Source organism: Pseudomonas sp. P116, assembly GCF_020149425.1.
Lineage (GTDB): Bacteria > Pseudomonadota > Gammaproteobacteria > Pseudomonadales > Pseudomonadaceae > Aquipseudomonas > Aquipseudomonas anatoliensis.
Genome location: NZ_JACVHB010000005.1, coordinates 511,976 through 527,072 on the forward strand (window position 1 = coordinate 511,976; position 15,097 = coordinate 527,072).

The 15,097-nt window shown below is 59.0% G+C and carries 13 protein-coding genes; 11 read left to right on the forward strand and 2 right to left on the reverse strand.

Going from position 1 to position 15,097, the window contains the following annotated elements:
* The first annotated feature begins 17 nt into the window (after nt 1–17).
* From tcyJ to ICA15_RS19710, 10 genes are all read left to right on the forward strand, one after another.
* Nucleotides 18–818, forward strand: coding sequence for a cystine ABC transporter substrate-binding protein (gene tcyJ / locus ICA15_RS19665; protein ID WP_210554391.1), 801 nt, complete (start codon nt 18–20; stop codon nt 816–818).
* A complete protein-coding gene (gene tcyL, locus ICA15_RS19670) occupies nt 818–1,483 on the forward strand; it encodes a cystine ABC transporter permease (protein WP_042608566.1) in 666 nt (221 codons plus the stop codon). The genes tcyJ and tcyL overlap by 1 nt, the downstream gene beginning before the upstream one ends.
* Before the next feature lie 4 nt (nt 1,484–1,487).
* Nucleotides 1,488–2,237, forward strand: coding sequence for an L-cystine ABC transporter ATP-binding protein TcyN (tcyN, locus tag ICA15_RS19675; protein WP_150603918.1), 750 nt, complete (start codon nt 1,488–1,490; stop codon nt 2,235–2,237).
* Between the two features lie 477 nt (nt 2,238–2,714).
* On the forward strand, nt 2,715–3,479 hold the full coding sequence (locus ICA15_RS19680; RefSeq protein WP_150618425.1) for a hypothetical protein: 765 nt from the start codon (nt 2,715–2,717) through the stop codon (nt 3,477–3,479).
* A 392-nt stretch (nt 3,480–3,871) separates the two neighbouring features.
* Nucleotides 3,872–5,113, forward strand: coding sequence for an SfnB family sulfur acquisition oxidoreductase (locus ICA15_RS19685; RefSeq protein ID WP_210554392.1), 1,242 nt, complete (start codon nt 3,872–3,874; stop codon nt 5,111–5,113).
* Between the two features lie 35 nt (nt 5,114–5,148).
* Entirely contained in the window at nt 5,149–6,342 is a 1,194-nt protein-coding gene (locus tag ICA15_RS19690) for an SfnB family sulfur acquisition oxidoreductase (protein ID WP_210554393.1), read from the forward strand.
* Complete coding sequence (locus tag ICA15_RS19695; RefSeq protein WP_210554394.1) at nt 6,342–7,694, forward strand: LLM class flavin-dependent oxidoreductase; 1,353 nt, start codon at nt 6,342–6,344, stop codon at nt 7,692–7,694. The genes ICA15_RS19690 and ICA15_RS19695 overlap by 1 nt, the downstream gene beginning before the upstream one ends.
* A gap of 125 nt (nt 7,695–7,819) precedes the next feature.
* The gene (locus tag ICA15_RS19700) at nt 7,820–8,629 is read left to right on the forward strand and encodes a MetQ/NlpA family ABC transporter substrate-binding protein (RefSeq protein WP_150618421.1); all 810 of its coding nucleotides are present in this window, start codon (nt 7,820–7,822) and stop codon (nt 8,627–8,629) included.
* Nucleotides 8,630–8,631: 2 nt separating this feature from the next.
* Nucleotides 8,632–9,753: a methionine ABC transporter ATP-binding protein gene (locus ICA15_RS19705; protein WP_210554395.1), complete on the forward strand. Its 1,122-nt coding sequence runs from the start codon at nt 8,632–8,634 to the stop codon at nt 9,751–9,753.
* A complete protein-coding gene (locus tag ICA15_RS19710) occupies nt 9,743–10,387 on the forward strand; it encodes a methionine ABC transporter permease (protein WP_210554396.1) in 645 nt (214 codons plus the stop codon). Before ICA15_RS19705 ends, ICA15_RS19710 begins: the two co-directional genes overlap by 11 nt.
* A 91-nt stretch (nt 10,388–10,478) precedes the next feature.
* On the opposite strand, the gene ICA15_RS19715 is transcribed toward ICA15_RS19710, so the two are convergent.
* Entirely contained in the window at nt 10,479–11,885 is a 1,407-nt protein-coding gene (locus ICA15_RS19715; protein WP_215731438.1) for a hypothetical protein, read from the reverse strand.
* A gap of 204 nt (nt 11,886–12,089) precedes the next feature.
* Between ICA15_RS19715 and ICA15_RS19720 the strand changes: the two genes are divergently transcribed.
* Entirely contained in the window at nt 12,090–12,716 is a 627-nt protein-coding gene (locus tag ICA15_RS19720) for a class I SAM-dependent methyltransferase (protein ID WP_210554397.1), read from the forward strand.
* A gap of 1 nt (nt 12,717) precedes the next feature.
* On the opposite strand, the gene ICA15_RS19725 is transcribed toward ICA15_RS19720, so the two are convergent.
* On the reverse strand, nt 12,718–14,970 hold the full coding sequence (locus ICA15_RS19725) for a glycoside hydrolase (protein WP_210554398.1): 2,253 nt from the start codon (nt 14,968–14,970) through the stop codon (nt 12,718–12,720).
* Between the last annotated feature and the right edge of the window lie 127 nt (nt 14,971–15,097).

The window sequence follows — 15,097 nt, forward strand, 5'->3', positions numbered from 1 at the left end:
AAACACAGGGGCTTGTCATGAATTTTTCCGCACTACGTCGCAATCTGCTGGTTGGTTCGCTGGGCCTGGCACTGAGCGCCGGTCTGATCGGCCAGGCAGTGGCCGGTGAGCAGCTGCAACAGATCAAGGACAAAGGCGTTATCAACGTCGGCCTGGAAGGCACTTATCCACCGTTCAGCTTCGTCGATGCCGACGGCAAACTGTCTGGTTTTGAAGTCGAGCTCTCCGAAGCGCTGGCGCAAAAACTCGGTGTCAAAGCCAAGATCCAGCCAACCAAATGGGATGGCATTCTCGCCGCGCTGGAATCCAAGCGTCTGGACGTCGTGGTCAACCAGGTGACTATCTCCGACGAGCGCAAGAAGAAGTACGACTTCTCCGAACCGTACACCGTCTCCGGTATCCAGGCATTGGTGCTGAAGAATAAGGAAGCGGCACTGAACATCAAGACCGCTGCTGACCTGTCCGGCAAGAAAGTCGGTGTAGGTCTGGGCACCAACTACGAGCAGTGGGTCCGCGCCAACGTACCGGGTGCTGACGTGCGTACCTATGATGATGATCCGACCAAGTTCGCCGATCTGAATAACGGCCGTACCGATGCCATCTTGATCGACCGTCTGGCCGCTCTCGAATACGCCAAGAAAGCCCCGAAAACCGTCGCTGCCGGTGAAGCCTTCTCCCGTCAGGAATCGGGTATAGCCCTGCGCAAAGGCGAGCCTGAATTGCTGGCAGCCCTGAACAAGGCCCTCGACGAACTGCGTGCCGACGGCACCCTTGAGAAGCTGTCCACGAAATACTTCAACGCTGACGTCACTAAATAATGGAAGAGGCTTTCCAACTCGCACTTGATTCCGCGCCCTTTCTGCTCAAGGGCGCGTATTACACGGTTGTCCTCAGCCTTGGCGGGATGTTCTTCGGCCTGCTGCTGGGCTTTGGCCTGGCGTTGATGCGCCTGTCGCGCTTCAAGTCGGTCAGCTGGCTGGCCCGCATCTACGTGTCGTTCTTTCGCGGCACGCCGTTGCTGGTGCAACTGTTCGTGATCTATTACGGCTTGCCGCAATTGGGCATGGAGCTCGATCCGCTGCCAGCGGCGCTGATCGGCTTTTCGCTGAACATGGCCGCCTACGCCTGTGAAATCCTGCGCGCCGCGATCGGTTCGATCGAACGCGGTCAGTGGGAAGCTGCTGCCAGTATCGGCATGACCCGCGCGCAGACCCTGCGCCGGGCCATCCTGCCGCAAGCCATGCGCACGGCATTGCCGCCGCTGGGCAACAGCTTCATTTCGCTGGTCAAGGACACCGCGCTGGCCGCCACTATTCAGGTGCCGGAACTGTTCCGTCAGGCGCAACTGATTACCGCCCGGACTTTTGAAGTCTTCACCATGTATCTTGCCGCCGCGCTGATCTACTGGATTCTGGCCACGGTGCTTTCGCACTTCCAGAACAAGTTGGAAGAGCGGGTCAATCGGCACGACCAGGAGTCCTGACCCCATGATTGTCGTGGAAAAACTGACCAAGCAATTCAAGGATCAAGTCGTGCTCAACGGCATTGATCTTGAGGTCAAGGAAGGCGAGGTCGTCGCGATCATCGGCCCTAGCGGCTCGGGCAAGACGACGTTCCTGCGTTGCCTGAATTTCCTTGAAGAGCCCACCAGCGGCCGGATCAAGGTCGGCGATATCGAAATCGATACCAGCCGCCCGCTGAACCAGCAGCAAGGTCTGGTGCGCAATCTGCGCCAGCACGTAGGCTTCGTGTTCCAGAACTTCAACCTTTTCCCCCATCGCACCGCTCTGGAAAACGTCATCGAAGGGCCGATCGTGGTCAAGAAGATGCCGCGCGAGCAAGCGGTTGCCCTGGGCAAGAAGCTGCTTACCAAGGTTGGCCTCGCCGGCAAGGAAGACGCCTATCCGCGTCGACTGTCCGGGGGTCAGCAACAGCGCGTGGCGATTGCCCGGGCGCTGGCGATGGAGCCGGAAGTGATCCTGTTCGACGAGCCGACTTCGGCCCTCGACCCGGAACTGGTCGGCGAAGTGCTGGCGACCATCCGCGGTCTCGCCGAAGAGAAACGCACCATGGTGATCGTCACCCACGAAATGGGCTTCGCCCGCGACGTGGCCAACCGTGTGGTGTTTTTCGACAAGGGCGTGATCGTTGAACAAGGTGAAGCCAAAGCGTTGTTTGCCAACCCGAAAGAAGAACGCACTCAACAGTTTCTCAGCAAGTTCCTGAATCACGCCTGAGAACTTTCAGCGCACCCTCTCAAACTTCCATGGATGGAAGTTATCTCCACCCCGCTCCATCCCCCTCCTCAATATATACAAACCCAACATGCTCGGCGCACTACATATATATATATGTTCTGCAACAGATAAAACCCGTCTGAAATCTACCGAATGCCAATAGCCCACTTTCAAATAACACCCCATAAAAATCGCTAAAAAAGCCTGGGAAACGTAGCCCTATTCGCATCTCAACCGAGGCATTCGGCGCCGGCACTGTAGGAAATTTCTGATTAAATCGTAATTCACAGATTAACTAACGCCGACTATTGACACCCCTTCCCGCACACTCTTATCTAGTCGCCAACCGGCACTACTTAGTTTAATCAACTCACTCTCAAGTTGAACGAAATGTTCATTGCTTTATTGTCAGTTGATTCATGCCATTTGTACTTCCAGAAACGGACTTCGCTGCAAGGCTTCAAGGAGAGAAATTCGATGACCCGCACTTCGCATACCCCCGAACTGGCAGCGCCGACTTTGGCACCAGCGCAAAAAACCGGCATCAATCTGGCCGCCGCCGCCCATCTGCTGGTCGCCGTTGCGCCCTATCCCGACATGGACTGCGGCGACCTGATCGAACTGTTCTGGAACAAGTGCTACGTCGCATCAAAGGTGCTGACCGCCGAGGACGTTGGCGAGTCGATCAGTCTGCGCGTGCCTGAGAGTTTCATTGCCAACGGCACCGCGCGTATCCACTACCGGGTGATGCAAGTCGGTCAGGGCGCGGCACTGTCGGCGGCGACGCGTGTGCAGGTCAAACTCGATTGTCCTGGCGGCCAGCCAGCGCCCCTGTGCGGTGATGAAAACCAGCAACTGGCGCCGGTGACAATTCCCGACACCATTCGCCGCCAGGGGGTGAATCCGAATCAGATCAAACGCGGCGTGCCCCTGACCATCGAGCCGTACTTGAACATGGCCGAAGACGACGCCATCACCTTGCGTTGGGGCGACGTCCGTATGGATCTGGCGCCGATCACGGCGGCCGATATCGGGTTGCCGATTCAAGTCTGGATACCGCCGGCGGTCATCGTCGAAGCCGGTGAGGATCTGCGTCTGGACGTGACCTACTGCATCCTCGACCGGGTCGGCAACAACTCGCGCTGGGCACCGCCAAGGACATTGAAGATCGGGTGTGTGAATCCTTATCTGAAGGTCCCGCTCAAGCCCGAGTTCAAGGCTGCAGAGCCACGCAAGCAATAGCACCAAACTCAATGCTGAGGGCCTTTGTGGCGAGGGGATTTATCCCCGATGGACTGCGCAGCAGGCCCAATTATTTTTGGATCAAGAGAGGGGCCGCTGCGCGCCCCATCGGGGATAAATCCCCTCACCACAAAGGCCCTCTGACCACCACAAGGCTTCTGCTCAAAAACTCTTGACCAACCCGACCATCACCCCTTCTATGCATATTCCTAAAAGTTAGTTTATTTAATTTTTATACACGCTTAGGGTATATGAACCGGACCACCGGACATTCTTTCTTTCGTCGCACTGTGCGGCGTTTTCATGAGATGTGAGGTAGGTAGTATGGTCCGGAACACAATCACCCCAGTGCAGATCGCCAGGGCATTGCGTGCAGCCAAGGAGCGGCACTGATGTCCAGTCTGGCAGATGCAATCGTCCAGTCTGATCTGGATATCGCCCCGTTGTTGTTGCCCGCGCAAGTCTTGCGTGATGACGCCCAAGCCATCGAGGCCGCCCATGAGCTGGCGCAAGTCGCCCGCGTGCAGGCCGCCAAACGCGACCGCCAACGCAAGTTGCCGTGGTCGGAAATCGAACAGTTCACCCGCAGCGGTCTGGGCAGCATTGCCATCCCGCGCGAATACGGTGGGCCACAGGTTTCGTTCGTAACGTTGGCCGAGGTGTTCGCGATCATTTCCGCCGCCGATCCGGCGCTGGGACAGATCCCGCAGAACCAGTTCGGCATCATCAATCTGGTGCTCGGCTGCGCCACCGAAGCGCAGAAAAAGCAGCTGTTCCAAAGTGTCCTGGAAGGCTGGCGCATCGGTAATGCCGGCCCTGAACGCGGCACCAGAAACACCCTTGAACTGAAGGCCCGGATCACCGCTGACGGTGATGATTACGTGATCAACGGCCAGAAGTTTTATTCCACTGGCGCGCTGTTTGCGCACTGGGTCGCGGTGAAAGCGCTCAACGATGACGGCAAGCAAGTGCTGGCCTTCGTCCGTCGCGGCACGCCGGGATTGCGCATCGTCGATGACTGGTCGGGTTTCGGTCAGCGCACCACAGCCAGCGGCACGATCCTGCTGAACAACGTTCGCGTCGAAGCGGGCCTTGTCGTCGACAACTGGAAGATCAACGAAACCGCGAACATTCAAGGTGCGGTCTCGCAGCTGATTCAAGCCGCGATCGACGCCGGCATTGCCCGCGGCGCCATCGATGACGCCATCGAATTCGTCAAAACCCGAGCGCGACCATGGATCGACGCCAAGGTCGAGCGCGCCAGTGATGACCTCTATGTGATCGCCGACATCGGCAAGCTGAAAATCGAACTGCACGCCGCCGAAGCGCTGCTGCGCAAGGCCGGGCAAGTGCTCGATCAGGTACAGGCCGCGCCAGTCACCGCCGAGTCCGCCGCCCGCGCCTCGATAGCTGTGGCTGAAGCCAAAGTGCTGACCACCGAGATCTCGCTGCTGGCCAGCGAAAAGCTTTTCGAACTGGCCGGCAGCCGAGCGACCCTCGCCGAATTCAACCTCGACCGCCACTGGCGCAACGCCCGCGTGCACACGCTGCACGACCCGGTTCGCTGGAAATATCACGCGGTCGGCGCCTATCGCCTGAACGGCACTTTGCCGGCTCGCCATTCCTGGATTTGACCAGAACACTTTTGACCAGATCTCTGGAGAAACACATGACTTTTTCCCATCCCGTCGCGGTCATCACCAGCGATGAGCAAGCTCTGATCGTCGCCAGCGACCTGGCAGAAGATTTCAAACGCGACAGCGCCCTGCGCGACCGTGAACGTCGCCTGCCGCTGCCGGAACTCGACGTGTTTTCCCGCTCCGGCCTGTGGGGCATCACCGTCCCCAAGGAATACGGCGGCGCCGCTGTGTCCAACGTGACCCTGGCAAAAGTCATCGCCCTGATCGCTCAGGCTGACGGCTCGCTCGGGCAGATTCCGCAGAACCATTTCTATGCGCTCGAAGTGCTGCGGGTGAACGGCAGTCACGCGCAGAAACAACGCCTGTACGCGGAAGTCTTGGCCGGTCAGCGCTTCGGTAACGCTTTGGCGGAGCTGGGCACCAAAACCGCCCACGACCGCGTTACCAGCCTCAAGCGTGATGGTGACGGCTACCGTATCAACGGCCGCAAGTTCTATGCGACCGGGGCGATTTACGCGCAGCGCATTCCAACCTCGGTGGTCGATGAAAACGGCGTGCAGCAACTGGCCTTCGTCCCACGAGAGAGCAAAGGCCTGAGCGTGATCGACGACTGGAGCGGCTTCGGCCAGCGCACCACTGGCAGCGGTTCGGTGGTGTTCGAAGACGTGTACGTCGCAGCGCAAGACGTGCTGCCGTTTCAAAGCGCCTTCGAACGTCCGACCACCGTCGGCCCGCTCGCGCAGATCCTTCACGCCGCCATCGACACCGGTATCGCCCGCGCCGCTTATGAAGACGCGCTGCACTTTGTGCGCAGCAAAACCCGGCCATGGATCGACTCGGGCAATGACAAGGCCACCGAAGATCCGCTGACCCTGAAAAGCTTCGGCCACCTGAGTATTCGCCTGCACGCCACCGAGGCTTTGCTTGAGCGCGCAGGCGAATTCCTCGATGCCGCGCAAGCCGAGACCAACGCAGACACCGTCGCCGCGGCATCGATTGCCGTCGCCGAAGCACGCGCCATCAGCACCGAAATCTCTCTGGCTGCCGGCAGTACGTTGTTCGAACTGGCCGGCAGCCAGGCCACGCTGATCGAACACGGCCTCGACCGCCACTGGCGCAACGCCCGGGTGCACACCCTGCACGATCCGGTGCGCTGGAAGTATCACGCGGTTGGCAATTATTACCTCAACGATGAAAACCCGCCGCTGCGGGGGACTATCTGATGAGCAAGAAAAAGATCCTGCTCAATGCGTTCAACATGAACTGCATCGGCCACATCAATCACGGTTTGTGGACGCATCCGCGCGACACCTCGACCCAATTCAACAGCATCGAATACTGGACCGAACTGGCGCAGTTGCTGGAGCGCGGACTGTTTGACGGGCTGTTCATCGCAGACATTGTCGGCGTGTACGACGTCTATCAGAACTCGGTGGATGTCACGCTGAAAGAGTCGATCCAGTTGCCGGTCAACGATCCGTTGCTACTGGTTTCGGCGATGGCAGCCGTGACCAAAAACCTTGGTTTCGGCCTGACTGCCAACCTCACCTACGAGCCGCCGTATCTGTTCGCACGGCGCATGTCGACGCTCGATCATCTGAGCCGTGGTCGCGTGGGCTGGAACATCGTCACCGGTTACCTCGACAGCGCCGCCAAAGCCATGGGCCTGCGCGAGCAAGTCGAACACGACCGTCGCTACGACCAGGCCGACGAATACCTTGAGGTGCTCTACAAACTCTGGGAAGGCAGCTGGGAAACCGGCGCGGTGCTCAACGACCGCGAACAGCGCATCTATGCCCAACCGGAAAAAGTGCACAAGGTCGAGCACAAGGGCGAGTTCTATCAGGTCGAGGGTTATCACCTCTGCGAGCCGTCGCCACAGCGCACGCCGGTGCTGTTTCAGGCCGGCAGTTCAGATCGCGGTTTGCTGTTTGCCGGGCGTCACGCCGAGTGCGTGTTTATCAGCGGGCAGAACAAACCCTCGACCAAGGTTCAGGTCGACAAGGTCCGCGCCAGCGCTATAGAGGCCGGGCGCAATCCCGAGGACATCAAGGTGTTCATGGGCCTCAACGTGATCGTCGGCGCAACTGAAAAAGCCGCTTGGGCCAAGCACGCCGAATACCTCAGCTACGCCAGCGCCGAGGCCGGCGTGGCGCATTTCTCCGCGTCCACCGGCATCGATTTTTCCCAGTACGAGATCGACGAACCGATCCAGTACGTGAAGAGCAACGCCATTCAGTCCGCCACCAAAAACCTGCAAAACAACGACTGGACCCGACGCAAGTTGCTCGACCAGCACGCCCTCGGTGGTCGCTACATCACCGTGGTCGGTTCGGCCGAGCAAGTGGCGGATGAGCTGGAATCGTGGATCGCCGAAACCGGTCTGGACGGCTTCAACCTGACCCGCATCGTCACGCCTGAAAGCTACGTGGATTTCATTGATTTGGTGATCCCTGAGTTGCAGCGGCGTGGGTCGTACAAGACCGCTTATGACAGCGGCAGCTTGCGCGAGAAGCTGTTTCACCGGGAGGCGCACTTGCCCGAGCAACACACGGGTTCCGCGTTTCGCCGCTAAAAGCATCGCTGGCAAGCCAGCTCCCACAAGGGTCTGTGGCGTTCACAAAACCTGTGGGAGCTGGCTTGCCAGCGATGAGGCCGCAACAGACACCACAAATTTATGCACTGACTGGAAAACTCATCATGACCAAGAACCCCCTGTCCCACCCAGTCAAAGCACTGGCCCTGGCCCTCGGCCTGTTCAGTTCGGCAATCTTCGCCGCCGATGCGCCGCTGAAAATCGGCACCACCGCCGCATTCGCCATTCCACTGGAAGCCGCCGTCGAAGAAGCCAACAAACAAGGCCTGAAAGTCGAACTGGTTGAGTTCACCGACTGGATCGCGCCCAACGTCAGCCTCGCCGCCGGCGACATCGACGTGAACTACTTCCAGCACATCCCGTTCCTCGAAAACGCCAAAGCCGCCGCCGGTTATGACCTGGTGCCGTTCGCCCCGGGGATCATCAACAACGTCGGTCTCTACTCTAAGAAATACAAAAGCTTCGACGAATTGCCAGAAGGCGCCAGCGTCGCCATTGCCAACGATCCGATCAACAGCGGCCGCGGTTTGCAGCTACTGGCCAAGGCGGGACTGATCACGTTGAAACCGGGCGTCGGCTATAAGGCCACCGAGGACGACATCGTCGCCAACCCGAAAAAAATCAAAATCCTCCAGGTTGAAGCCGTGCAACTGGTGCGCGCTTACGACGACGCTGATCTCGTCCAGGGTTACCCGGCCTATATTCGCCTGGCGAAGACCTTCGATGCCGAATCCGCGCTGCTGTTCGATGGCCTCGATCACAAGGAATACGTGATTCAATTCGTAATCCAACCCAAAAGCAAAACCGACCCGCGCCTGAGCAAATTCGTCGATATCTATCAGCATTCGCCAGCCGTTCGCGCGGCACTGGATAAGGCCCACGGCAAGCTGTATCAGGCCGGTTGGGAAAGTTGAGCATGACGGCCGCGATCCAACGGCGACTGGAGATTCCAGAGCCAAAGAATGCTGAACGCACAGAACTGCACCCGGAACTGAACCGCGCCCACGTGCGCTTCATCAACCTTGGTAAAACCTACAACGGTCGACAAGGCCCGGTCGCCGCTCTGCACGGCATCGACCTGGCGATCCAGCGCGGTGAAGTATTCGGCATCATTGGCCGCAGCGGCGCCGGCAAGTCGTCGCTGATCCGTACGATCAATCGTCTGGAACAACCGACTTCGGGGCGGGTGCTGATCGATCAAGTGGATATCGGTGAATTCGATGAAGACCGCTTGGTCGCGCTGCGGCGCAGGATCGGCATGATCTTCCAGCACTTCAATCTGATGTCGGCCAAGACCGTTTGGCAGAACGTCGAGTTGCCGCTGAAAGTCGCCGGGGTGCCGAAAGAGCAACGCGAGAACAAGGTTCGCGAACTGCTGGAACTGGTGGGCCTGCAAGGCAAGCACAAGGCGTATCCGGCGCAGCTTTCCGGCGGGCAGAAACAGCGTGTCGGCATCGCCCGCGCGCTGGTGCATGACCCGGATATTCTGCTGTGTGACGAAGCGACTTCGGCACTCGATCCGGAGACCACGCAATCAATCCTCGGCTTGCTGCGCGAGATCAATCGGCGCCTGGGCCTGACTATCGTATTGATCACCCACGAAATGGCAGTGATTCGCGAAATCTGCGACCGCGTGGTGGTGCTGGAACACGGCCAGGTCGTCGAGCAAGGCCCGGTCTGGGAAGTGTTCGGCAACCCGCAGCACGAGGTCAGCCAGACGCTGCTCGCGCCGCTGCAGCATGCCTTACCGGAAGAATTGCAGAGTCGCTTGCAGACCCAGTCACCCTCCTCCGAGGCCGCAGTGGCGTTGCGTTTGCAGTTCACCGGCAGCGCCAGCGATGAGCCAGACCTGGCAGCTTTGTTCACAGCTCTCGGGGGTCGAGTGAAGTTGCTTCAGGGCGGCGTCGAACGGATTCAGGGCCACGCGCTGGGGCAGTTGCTGTTGGCGGTGAGTGGTTCTTCGCTGGACGCCGAAACATTGCGTCAACGCGCCGGGCAATGGGCACAACGGGTGGAGGTTCTGGGTTATGTGGTTTGATCGCTTGCTGCAGGGCTTTATCGATACGTTTCTGATGGTCGGCGTGTCGTCGTTGATCGCGCTGCTGGTGGGCATTCCCATGGCGGTGATTCTGGTCACCAGCGACAAGGGCGGGATTTATCAAGCGCCGGTGCTGAACCGCGCCTTGGGCGCATTCGTGAACCTGTTTCGCTCGATCCCGTTTCTGATTCTGATGGTCGCGCTGATCCCGTTTACGCGGCTGATCGTCGGTACCACCTACGGCGTATGGGCGGCGGTGGTGCCGTTGACGATTGCAGCAACGCCATTCTTTGCGCGAATTGCCGAGGTGAGTTTGCGTGAAGTTGACCACGGCTTGATCGAAGCCGCGCAGGCGATGGGGTGCCGGCGCTGGCACATCGTCTGGCATGTGCTGCTGCCGGAGGCGCTACCGGGGATTGTTGGGGGTTTCACCATCACGCTGGTGACGATGATCAACTCCTCGGCCATGGCCGGGGCGATTGGTGCCGGTGGCTTGGGCGACATCGCCTATCGCTACGGTTATCAACGCTTTGATAGCCAGATCATGCTGACGGTGATTGTGTTGCTGGTGGCGTTGGTGGCGGTGATTCAACTTGGCGGCGATCGCTTGGCACAGGGGTTGAACAAGCGCTGACGCATGATCAAAAGACCGCAGCCTGCGGCAACGCCTAAGGGGGATTGGCGTATACCGCCGGCTGCGACCTGCTCGTTTGCGTTCGTCCGAATCAATCGTCGATCAGGCTGTCGAGCCACGCATATTCGATTTTGGCGCGGTGCAGCACCTGCATGCTTTTTGCCGCGTAAATGATGCTGTCGGCATTGTTCGCGGCCATTTGCGCACGCATCAACGGATTGGCATTGAACAGTTTTACCGCCGTTTTCAGGTCCAGATCGTCGCCGATGCCCAAGTAATCGCTGATACGGAACAGGAAGCTGTCGTGGTGATCAGAAAAGGCGTTCAAATAATCGACGGTCAATCCACCGCGCATGATCACCTCGGAAACACCGCGCTCTGCAACGTCGTAAATGGTTTGCGGCTCAGCACCCAGCAGGCTGCGCATACTGGCGTCCAGGTAGAAAAAATCTGCCGCGTTCGGGCCAATGGCCTTGAAACGGTCGATTCTGTTGGTATGCAACATTTCATGACCCAAAGACATACTCAAATCCCCCTGCCGCATGTACTTGCGATTGAGGAAGAACCGGCCATGAAAATCTCCCTTGTACATCCAGGCTTCGCTGTTGGTATCGGTATCAACCCCTAGGAATTTTTCTTCTCCCCAATGCCCTTGATACTCTTTGGACAGCGCCAGACCTCGCGCAACTGATCCAGCGACCTGCGAGGCAACAGCGCTATGCTCGCTGCCAAAGAAACTTTCATAAAGGGCCGCGGTTTCTGTGTAATTCAGACCTGCGACGTGAGCGGCATCCGCGAAAATGCTTTCAACCACGCGCAGCTCCGAACGAATCAAGGCTGCCTCCTGCGGCGCAAACTGCTTCAACCCGCGCGCAACCAGCGGGGCGTCGTTTGCGGTCTTGCGTTCAAACGAGTCATTGAGCCCAGTATGGACTCGATGCTTTTTTGCCGAATGATTTCTCACTTCGTGAATGAGCGCATCAATATCGATATCAATGACCGTGCCGCGGTTATCGAGGGGCTGAACACGCTCAAGCTTCCACGTTGCACTTTGCGGATCGAAGAACAGTTGCGGCCCCGATGCATTGAGTTCAGAGGCCAGTGTGGCGCGATACTCACCGGTTTGTGCGCTCTGCCGAACCTGGACGATCTCGCCGGAACCGATATCGGCGTAAATGCGCCCCTTGATGATCCTGAGGCCCCACGCGTTGGCCGCAGGCAGGATCGCAGGCGCTTTCAAGCGATAGCGCTCAAGCGTGGTGACTGTCGGGTGGATAGGCAGCACCCCGGTACGCGGCAACGCCTCAACGGTGACGGCAGCGATTGGCGTGTAACCTGGCCGAACCACCTCTACGCCTACTTGCTCGATGTCCGCACGAAAGCTTTTCACCGCAGGTGGATGGTCGGGCAGTCCACTGCCTGACCTTTTACGTGATGGCAGTACATCCGTCGGGCTACGGCTGGATGGCGAGATAACGGATTGACGAACAATGCCCATTAAAAAATCCTTTTTTTAGTGAATCCCCCCGAAAATAAAACAGGGCAGACAACGCGACAGTGGTCTATCGCGTGGGCGTCAGTACATCCGATGGCAACACCTCGAGTGCGGTACATATGTAACGCACATGAGTCGCAGTTTTGTGCTTCGTTCGTAACCTTTCACGCTATAGTCAGCCCATATCCGTCCAGTCACGAAATGATCATGAAGCAGACCCCTAGCGACCTTGAGCAGATCACCGCCACGACCCTCGGCCACTACAACGCGGTGGCCGAGGACTTTCGTGAAGGCACCCGCGATCACGATGTCAGCCAGAACATCGACGCGCTGTTGCGGCATATTCAGGGAACGGCACCGTTGACGATTCTTGATTTCGGCTGTGGGCCGGGGCGGGATTTGCAGACATTCACGCGCATGGGTCACATCGCCGTCGGCCTCGACGGCTCGGAAAAATTTGCGCAGATGGCGCGTGAGGACAGCGGTTGCGAAGTGCTTCAGCAGGATTTCCTGAAACTGGACCTGCCCGCAGAGCGCTTCGACGGAATCTTCGCCAACGCGGTGCTGTTTCATGTGCCGTTGCAGGAGTTGCCGCGGGTTTTACAGCAACTGCACGGCAGCCTGAAAACGGGTGGCGTGCTGTTCAGTTCCAATCCGCGCGGCGATAACCGCGAGGGCTGGAACGGCCCGCGTTATGGCTCGTATCACGATCTGGAAGCATGGCGCGGGTTGCTCACGACCGCCGGATTTGTCGAGCTGGAGCATTACTTCCGCCCGGCGGGGCTGCCGCGAGAGCAGCAGCCGTGGCTGGCGAGTGTCTGGCGCAAGGTCTGAATCAGGGCGCGTTTTTTACCTGGTAATGGCTGACCGTGCCGTCGGGCATCAAGACCGTGAGGGTCTCGCCCGGTAAGGTCTGGCCACGCACTTCCCGCGCGGCTGAATCGAAGTTGGCCAGCAATCGAGTGCCATCCGCAAAGGTTGTTTGCTGCACCCGTCGATCGTCGCTCAACCACTCGATCGCGGTCAGCGCCTGCGTTGCCAGACGCTCATGCAACGGACGGAAAAAACCGTCCTGCCGTGCCATCAGCGGCAATCGCTGCGCCAGCGTCGCCGCACTCAGGTGATACAGCGGCGGCACGTTGTAGAGAAGTTGCGTGAGTTCATTCGCGACCCGCACGTTGCTCAGTTTCAGGCTGTCGTACAACCAGTGATGGGTGGTGATGACCGAGCCGTGGAACACCGCCTGGTACAGCGGCAAACGGCTGGCCGGATCAAAATGAATGCGGCGATACGGTTCTTTGATCGGCACCGGTTTGAAGAACACCGCCGGCTGTTCGGGCGGATACCACTTGCCGACGAAGTATTCGGATTCGGCATTCTTGCTCATGTCGACGTCGCCCCAGCCGATCACGGGCGTCTGCATGCCATGGGCGAACAGCACGCCTTGCGCCGTGGTCGCGTTGCCATCCTCAGAACCGGTAGGCAGTTGCAAGATCTGGTTGATCCAGCGTGAAGCCTCGACGTTGCCCTCGGCATTCTGCGCCTGAGTCATGGGTGCGTCCGCACGGTAGCTGTCGAACAACATGCCGGTCGCGTACGCGTCGAGAAACCAGCTGTTGAAACCGGCAGCGGCGCTGATGGCGGTGACGCGTTTCTCCAGCAACGGCCGCACGCAACGTGGATCGGTGTAGTGTCCCGACTGCTGGAAACCGGTTTTCAGCGTGCGATTTTCCAGCACGATGGCGCATTCAGTGTTCGCTTTATCGCCCAGATGTGCGGTGGTCCAGTCGGGGTTTTCGGCACGGCTCAGCGCCGTTTCGTAAGAGTCATATGGCGCGATCAGATAACCGGCCTTCACCGCTGCGCGAATCACTTGCGGATGCCAGAGTCCGCCCTCCCAACCCTCGCCAAGCCCTAGCCATAAACGCGTCAGCCCGGCGCCCTGCAAACGTTCTAGGGTATCCAGCGACATGGTGCTGCCCCAGCGCGTGGAATCGGCGGTCAAGGCGCCCGCGAATTCGCCGGCCAGTTGCCCGCGAAGTACGCCATATCCACTGGCCAGAGCCTGCATATCCGGCTCCGCACGGGCTTGCCAGGTTTTGCGCGCCAAGGTGTTGAGCGCGCGATTGAAACTGCGCAGCAGCACGGTTTGCTGGTAGCGATTGAGCACGGTTCCGCCAGCGAGCATCTGCAAGGCTTCGTGATCCATCGCGCCGCGCAGCGCACTGGCCAGCGGTGTCTGGCTGCGCAGTTTGCCGAGCAGCGCCGGCCAGTTGCGCACATCTTTCGCGCCCAACAGATCATTGCCCCACAGGTAAACGTGACTGGCCCCCAGCAACTTGCTGGCCTGCGGGGTTTTCTCAAGCTTGCTGCTCAGCGTTTCATAGCGACCGTTATCGATCAGCCATTGCCGGTAGCGTTTGGCCCCCGCCAACGGTTCGGCGTCGCCCAAAAAGAGGCTGAATGTCAGCGGCGTCGACGGTTGCAATGAGGTGAATTGATGCCGCGCGGACAACGCCAACGTCTGGCCTTCAGCACTGAACAGCAACTGATTGTTGTAGGGATTGGTCAGCAACCAGTTGAGGCTGAACCCGTCGTGTTCGACGCCCCATAGCGGCAAGCTGAGATCCTGAGTGGTGTTGAATGCGCCTTGGTCGAGCAGAAAACTTTGCCAGATCTGATCGCCACGCGGCACGTAATGCCCCTCAGCCAGCGGCCAGATCAAGCCTTTGCCCATGGCGCTGCCGGGTTGGCGCAGGAACTCCAATTCCCCCGGCTCACGCGCGGTGATTGTGAACAGGAGGTCGCGCTGATCCAGTTCGACGCTAACAGCCCAGGCGCCATCGTCCCATTGCCAATCGGCGCGTGTGGAGGTCGTCGTGAGGTGGCTGACTATGTGCGCGGCGACGCCGGCCGAAGCCTGTAGCGTTTTTACCTGAGCGGGCGTTACACGAATCGACAGCGTCGCGGGATCGAGTTCGACACGCCACAACGGGTTTTCCAACACGGTGTTGGCCGAAACACACGGCGACAACAACACAGCCCAACTGAACAGGGCATAGCGTAGAAAGCGATAGATGAGCTGCATGGGGATGTCCCTTCTGCGTCAAGAGAAGGGAGGGTAAGGCAACTGGAAGCAGAAGTCGGTCTGCAAGATGTTGGTAAATTGTAGATAGCCATCGCCAGCAGGCTGGCTCCCACAGTCGGAATGTATT

Coding starts and splice junctions, on each gene's coding strand:
- tcyJ (WP_210554391.1), top strand. CDS start 18: ATGAATTTTTCCGCACTACGTCGCAATCTGCTGGTTGGTTCGCTGGGC.
- tcyL (WP_042608566.1), top strand. CDS start 818: ATGGAAGAGGCTTTCCAACTCGCACTTGATTCCGCGCCCTTTCTGCTC.
- tcyN (WP_150603918.1), top strand. CDS start 1,488: ATGATTGTCGTGGAAAAACTGACCAAGCAATTCAAGGATCAAGTCGTG.
- ICA15_RS19680 (WP_150618425.1), top strand. CDS start 2,715: ATGACCCGCACTTCGCATACCCCCGAACTGGCAGCGCCGACTTTGGCA.
- ICA15_RS19685 (WP_210554392.1), top strand. CDS start 3,872: ATGTCCAGTCTGGCAGATGCAATCGTCCAGTCTGATCTGGATATCGCC.
- ICA15_RS19690 (WP_210554393.1), top strand. CDS start 5,149: ATGACTTTTTCCCATCCCGTCGCGGTCATCACCAGCGATGAGCAAGCT.
- ICA15_RS19695 (WP_210554394.1), top strand. CDS start 6,342: ATGAGCAAGAAAAAGATCCTGCTCAATGCGTTCAACATGAACTGCATC.
- ICA15_RS19700 (WP_150618421.1), top strand. CDS start 7,820: ATGACCAAGAACCCCCTGTCCCACCCAGTCAAAGCACTGGCCCTGGCC.
- ICA15_RS19705 (WP_210554395.1), top strand. CDS start 8,632: ATGACGGCCGCGATCCAACGGCGACTGGAGATTCCAGAGCCAAAGAAT.
- ICA15_RS19710 (WP_210554396.1), top strand. CDS start 9,743: ATGTGGTTTGATCGCTTGCTGCAGGGCTTTATCGATACGTTTCTGATG.
- ICA15_RS19715 (WP_215731438.1), bottom strand. CDS start 11,885: ATGGGCATTGTTCGTCAATCCGTTATCTCGCCATCCAGCCGTAGCCCG.
- ICA15_RS19720 (WP_210554397.1), top strand. CDS start 12,090: ATGAAGCAGACCCCTAGCGACCTTGAGCAGATCACCGCCACGACCCTC.
- ICA15_RS19725 (WP_210554398.1), bottom strand. CDS start 14,970: ATGCAGCTCATCTATCGCTTTCTACGCTATGCCCTGTTCAGTTGGGCT.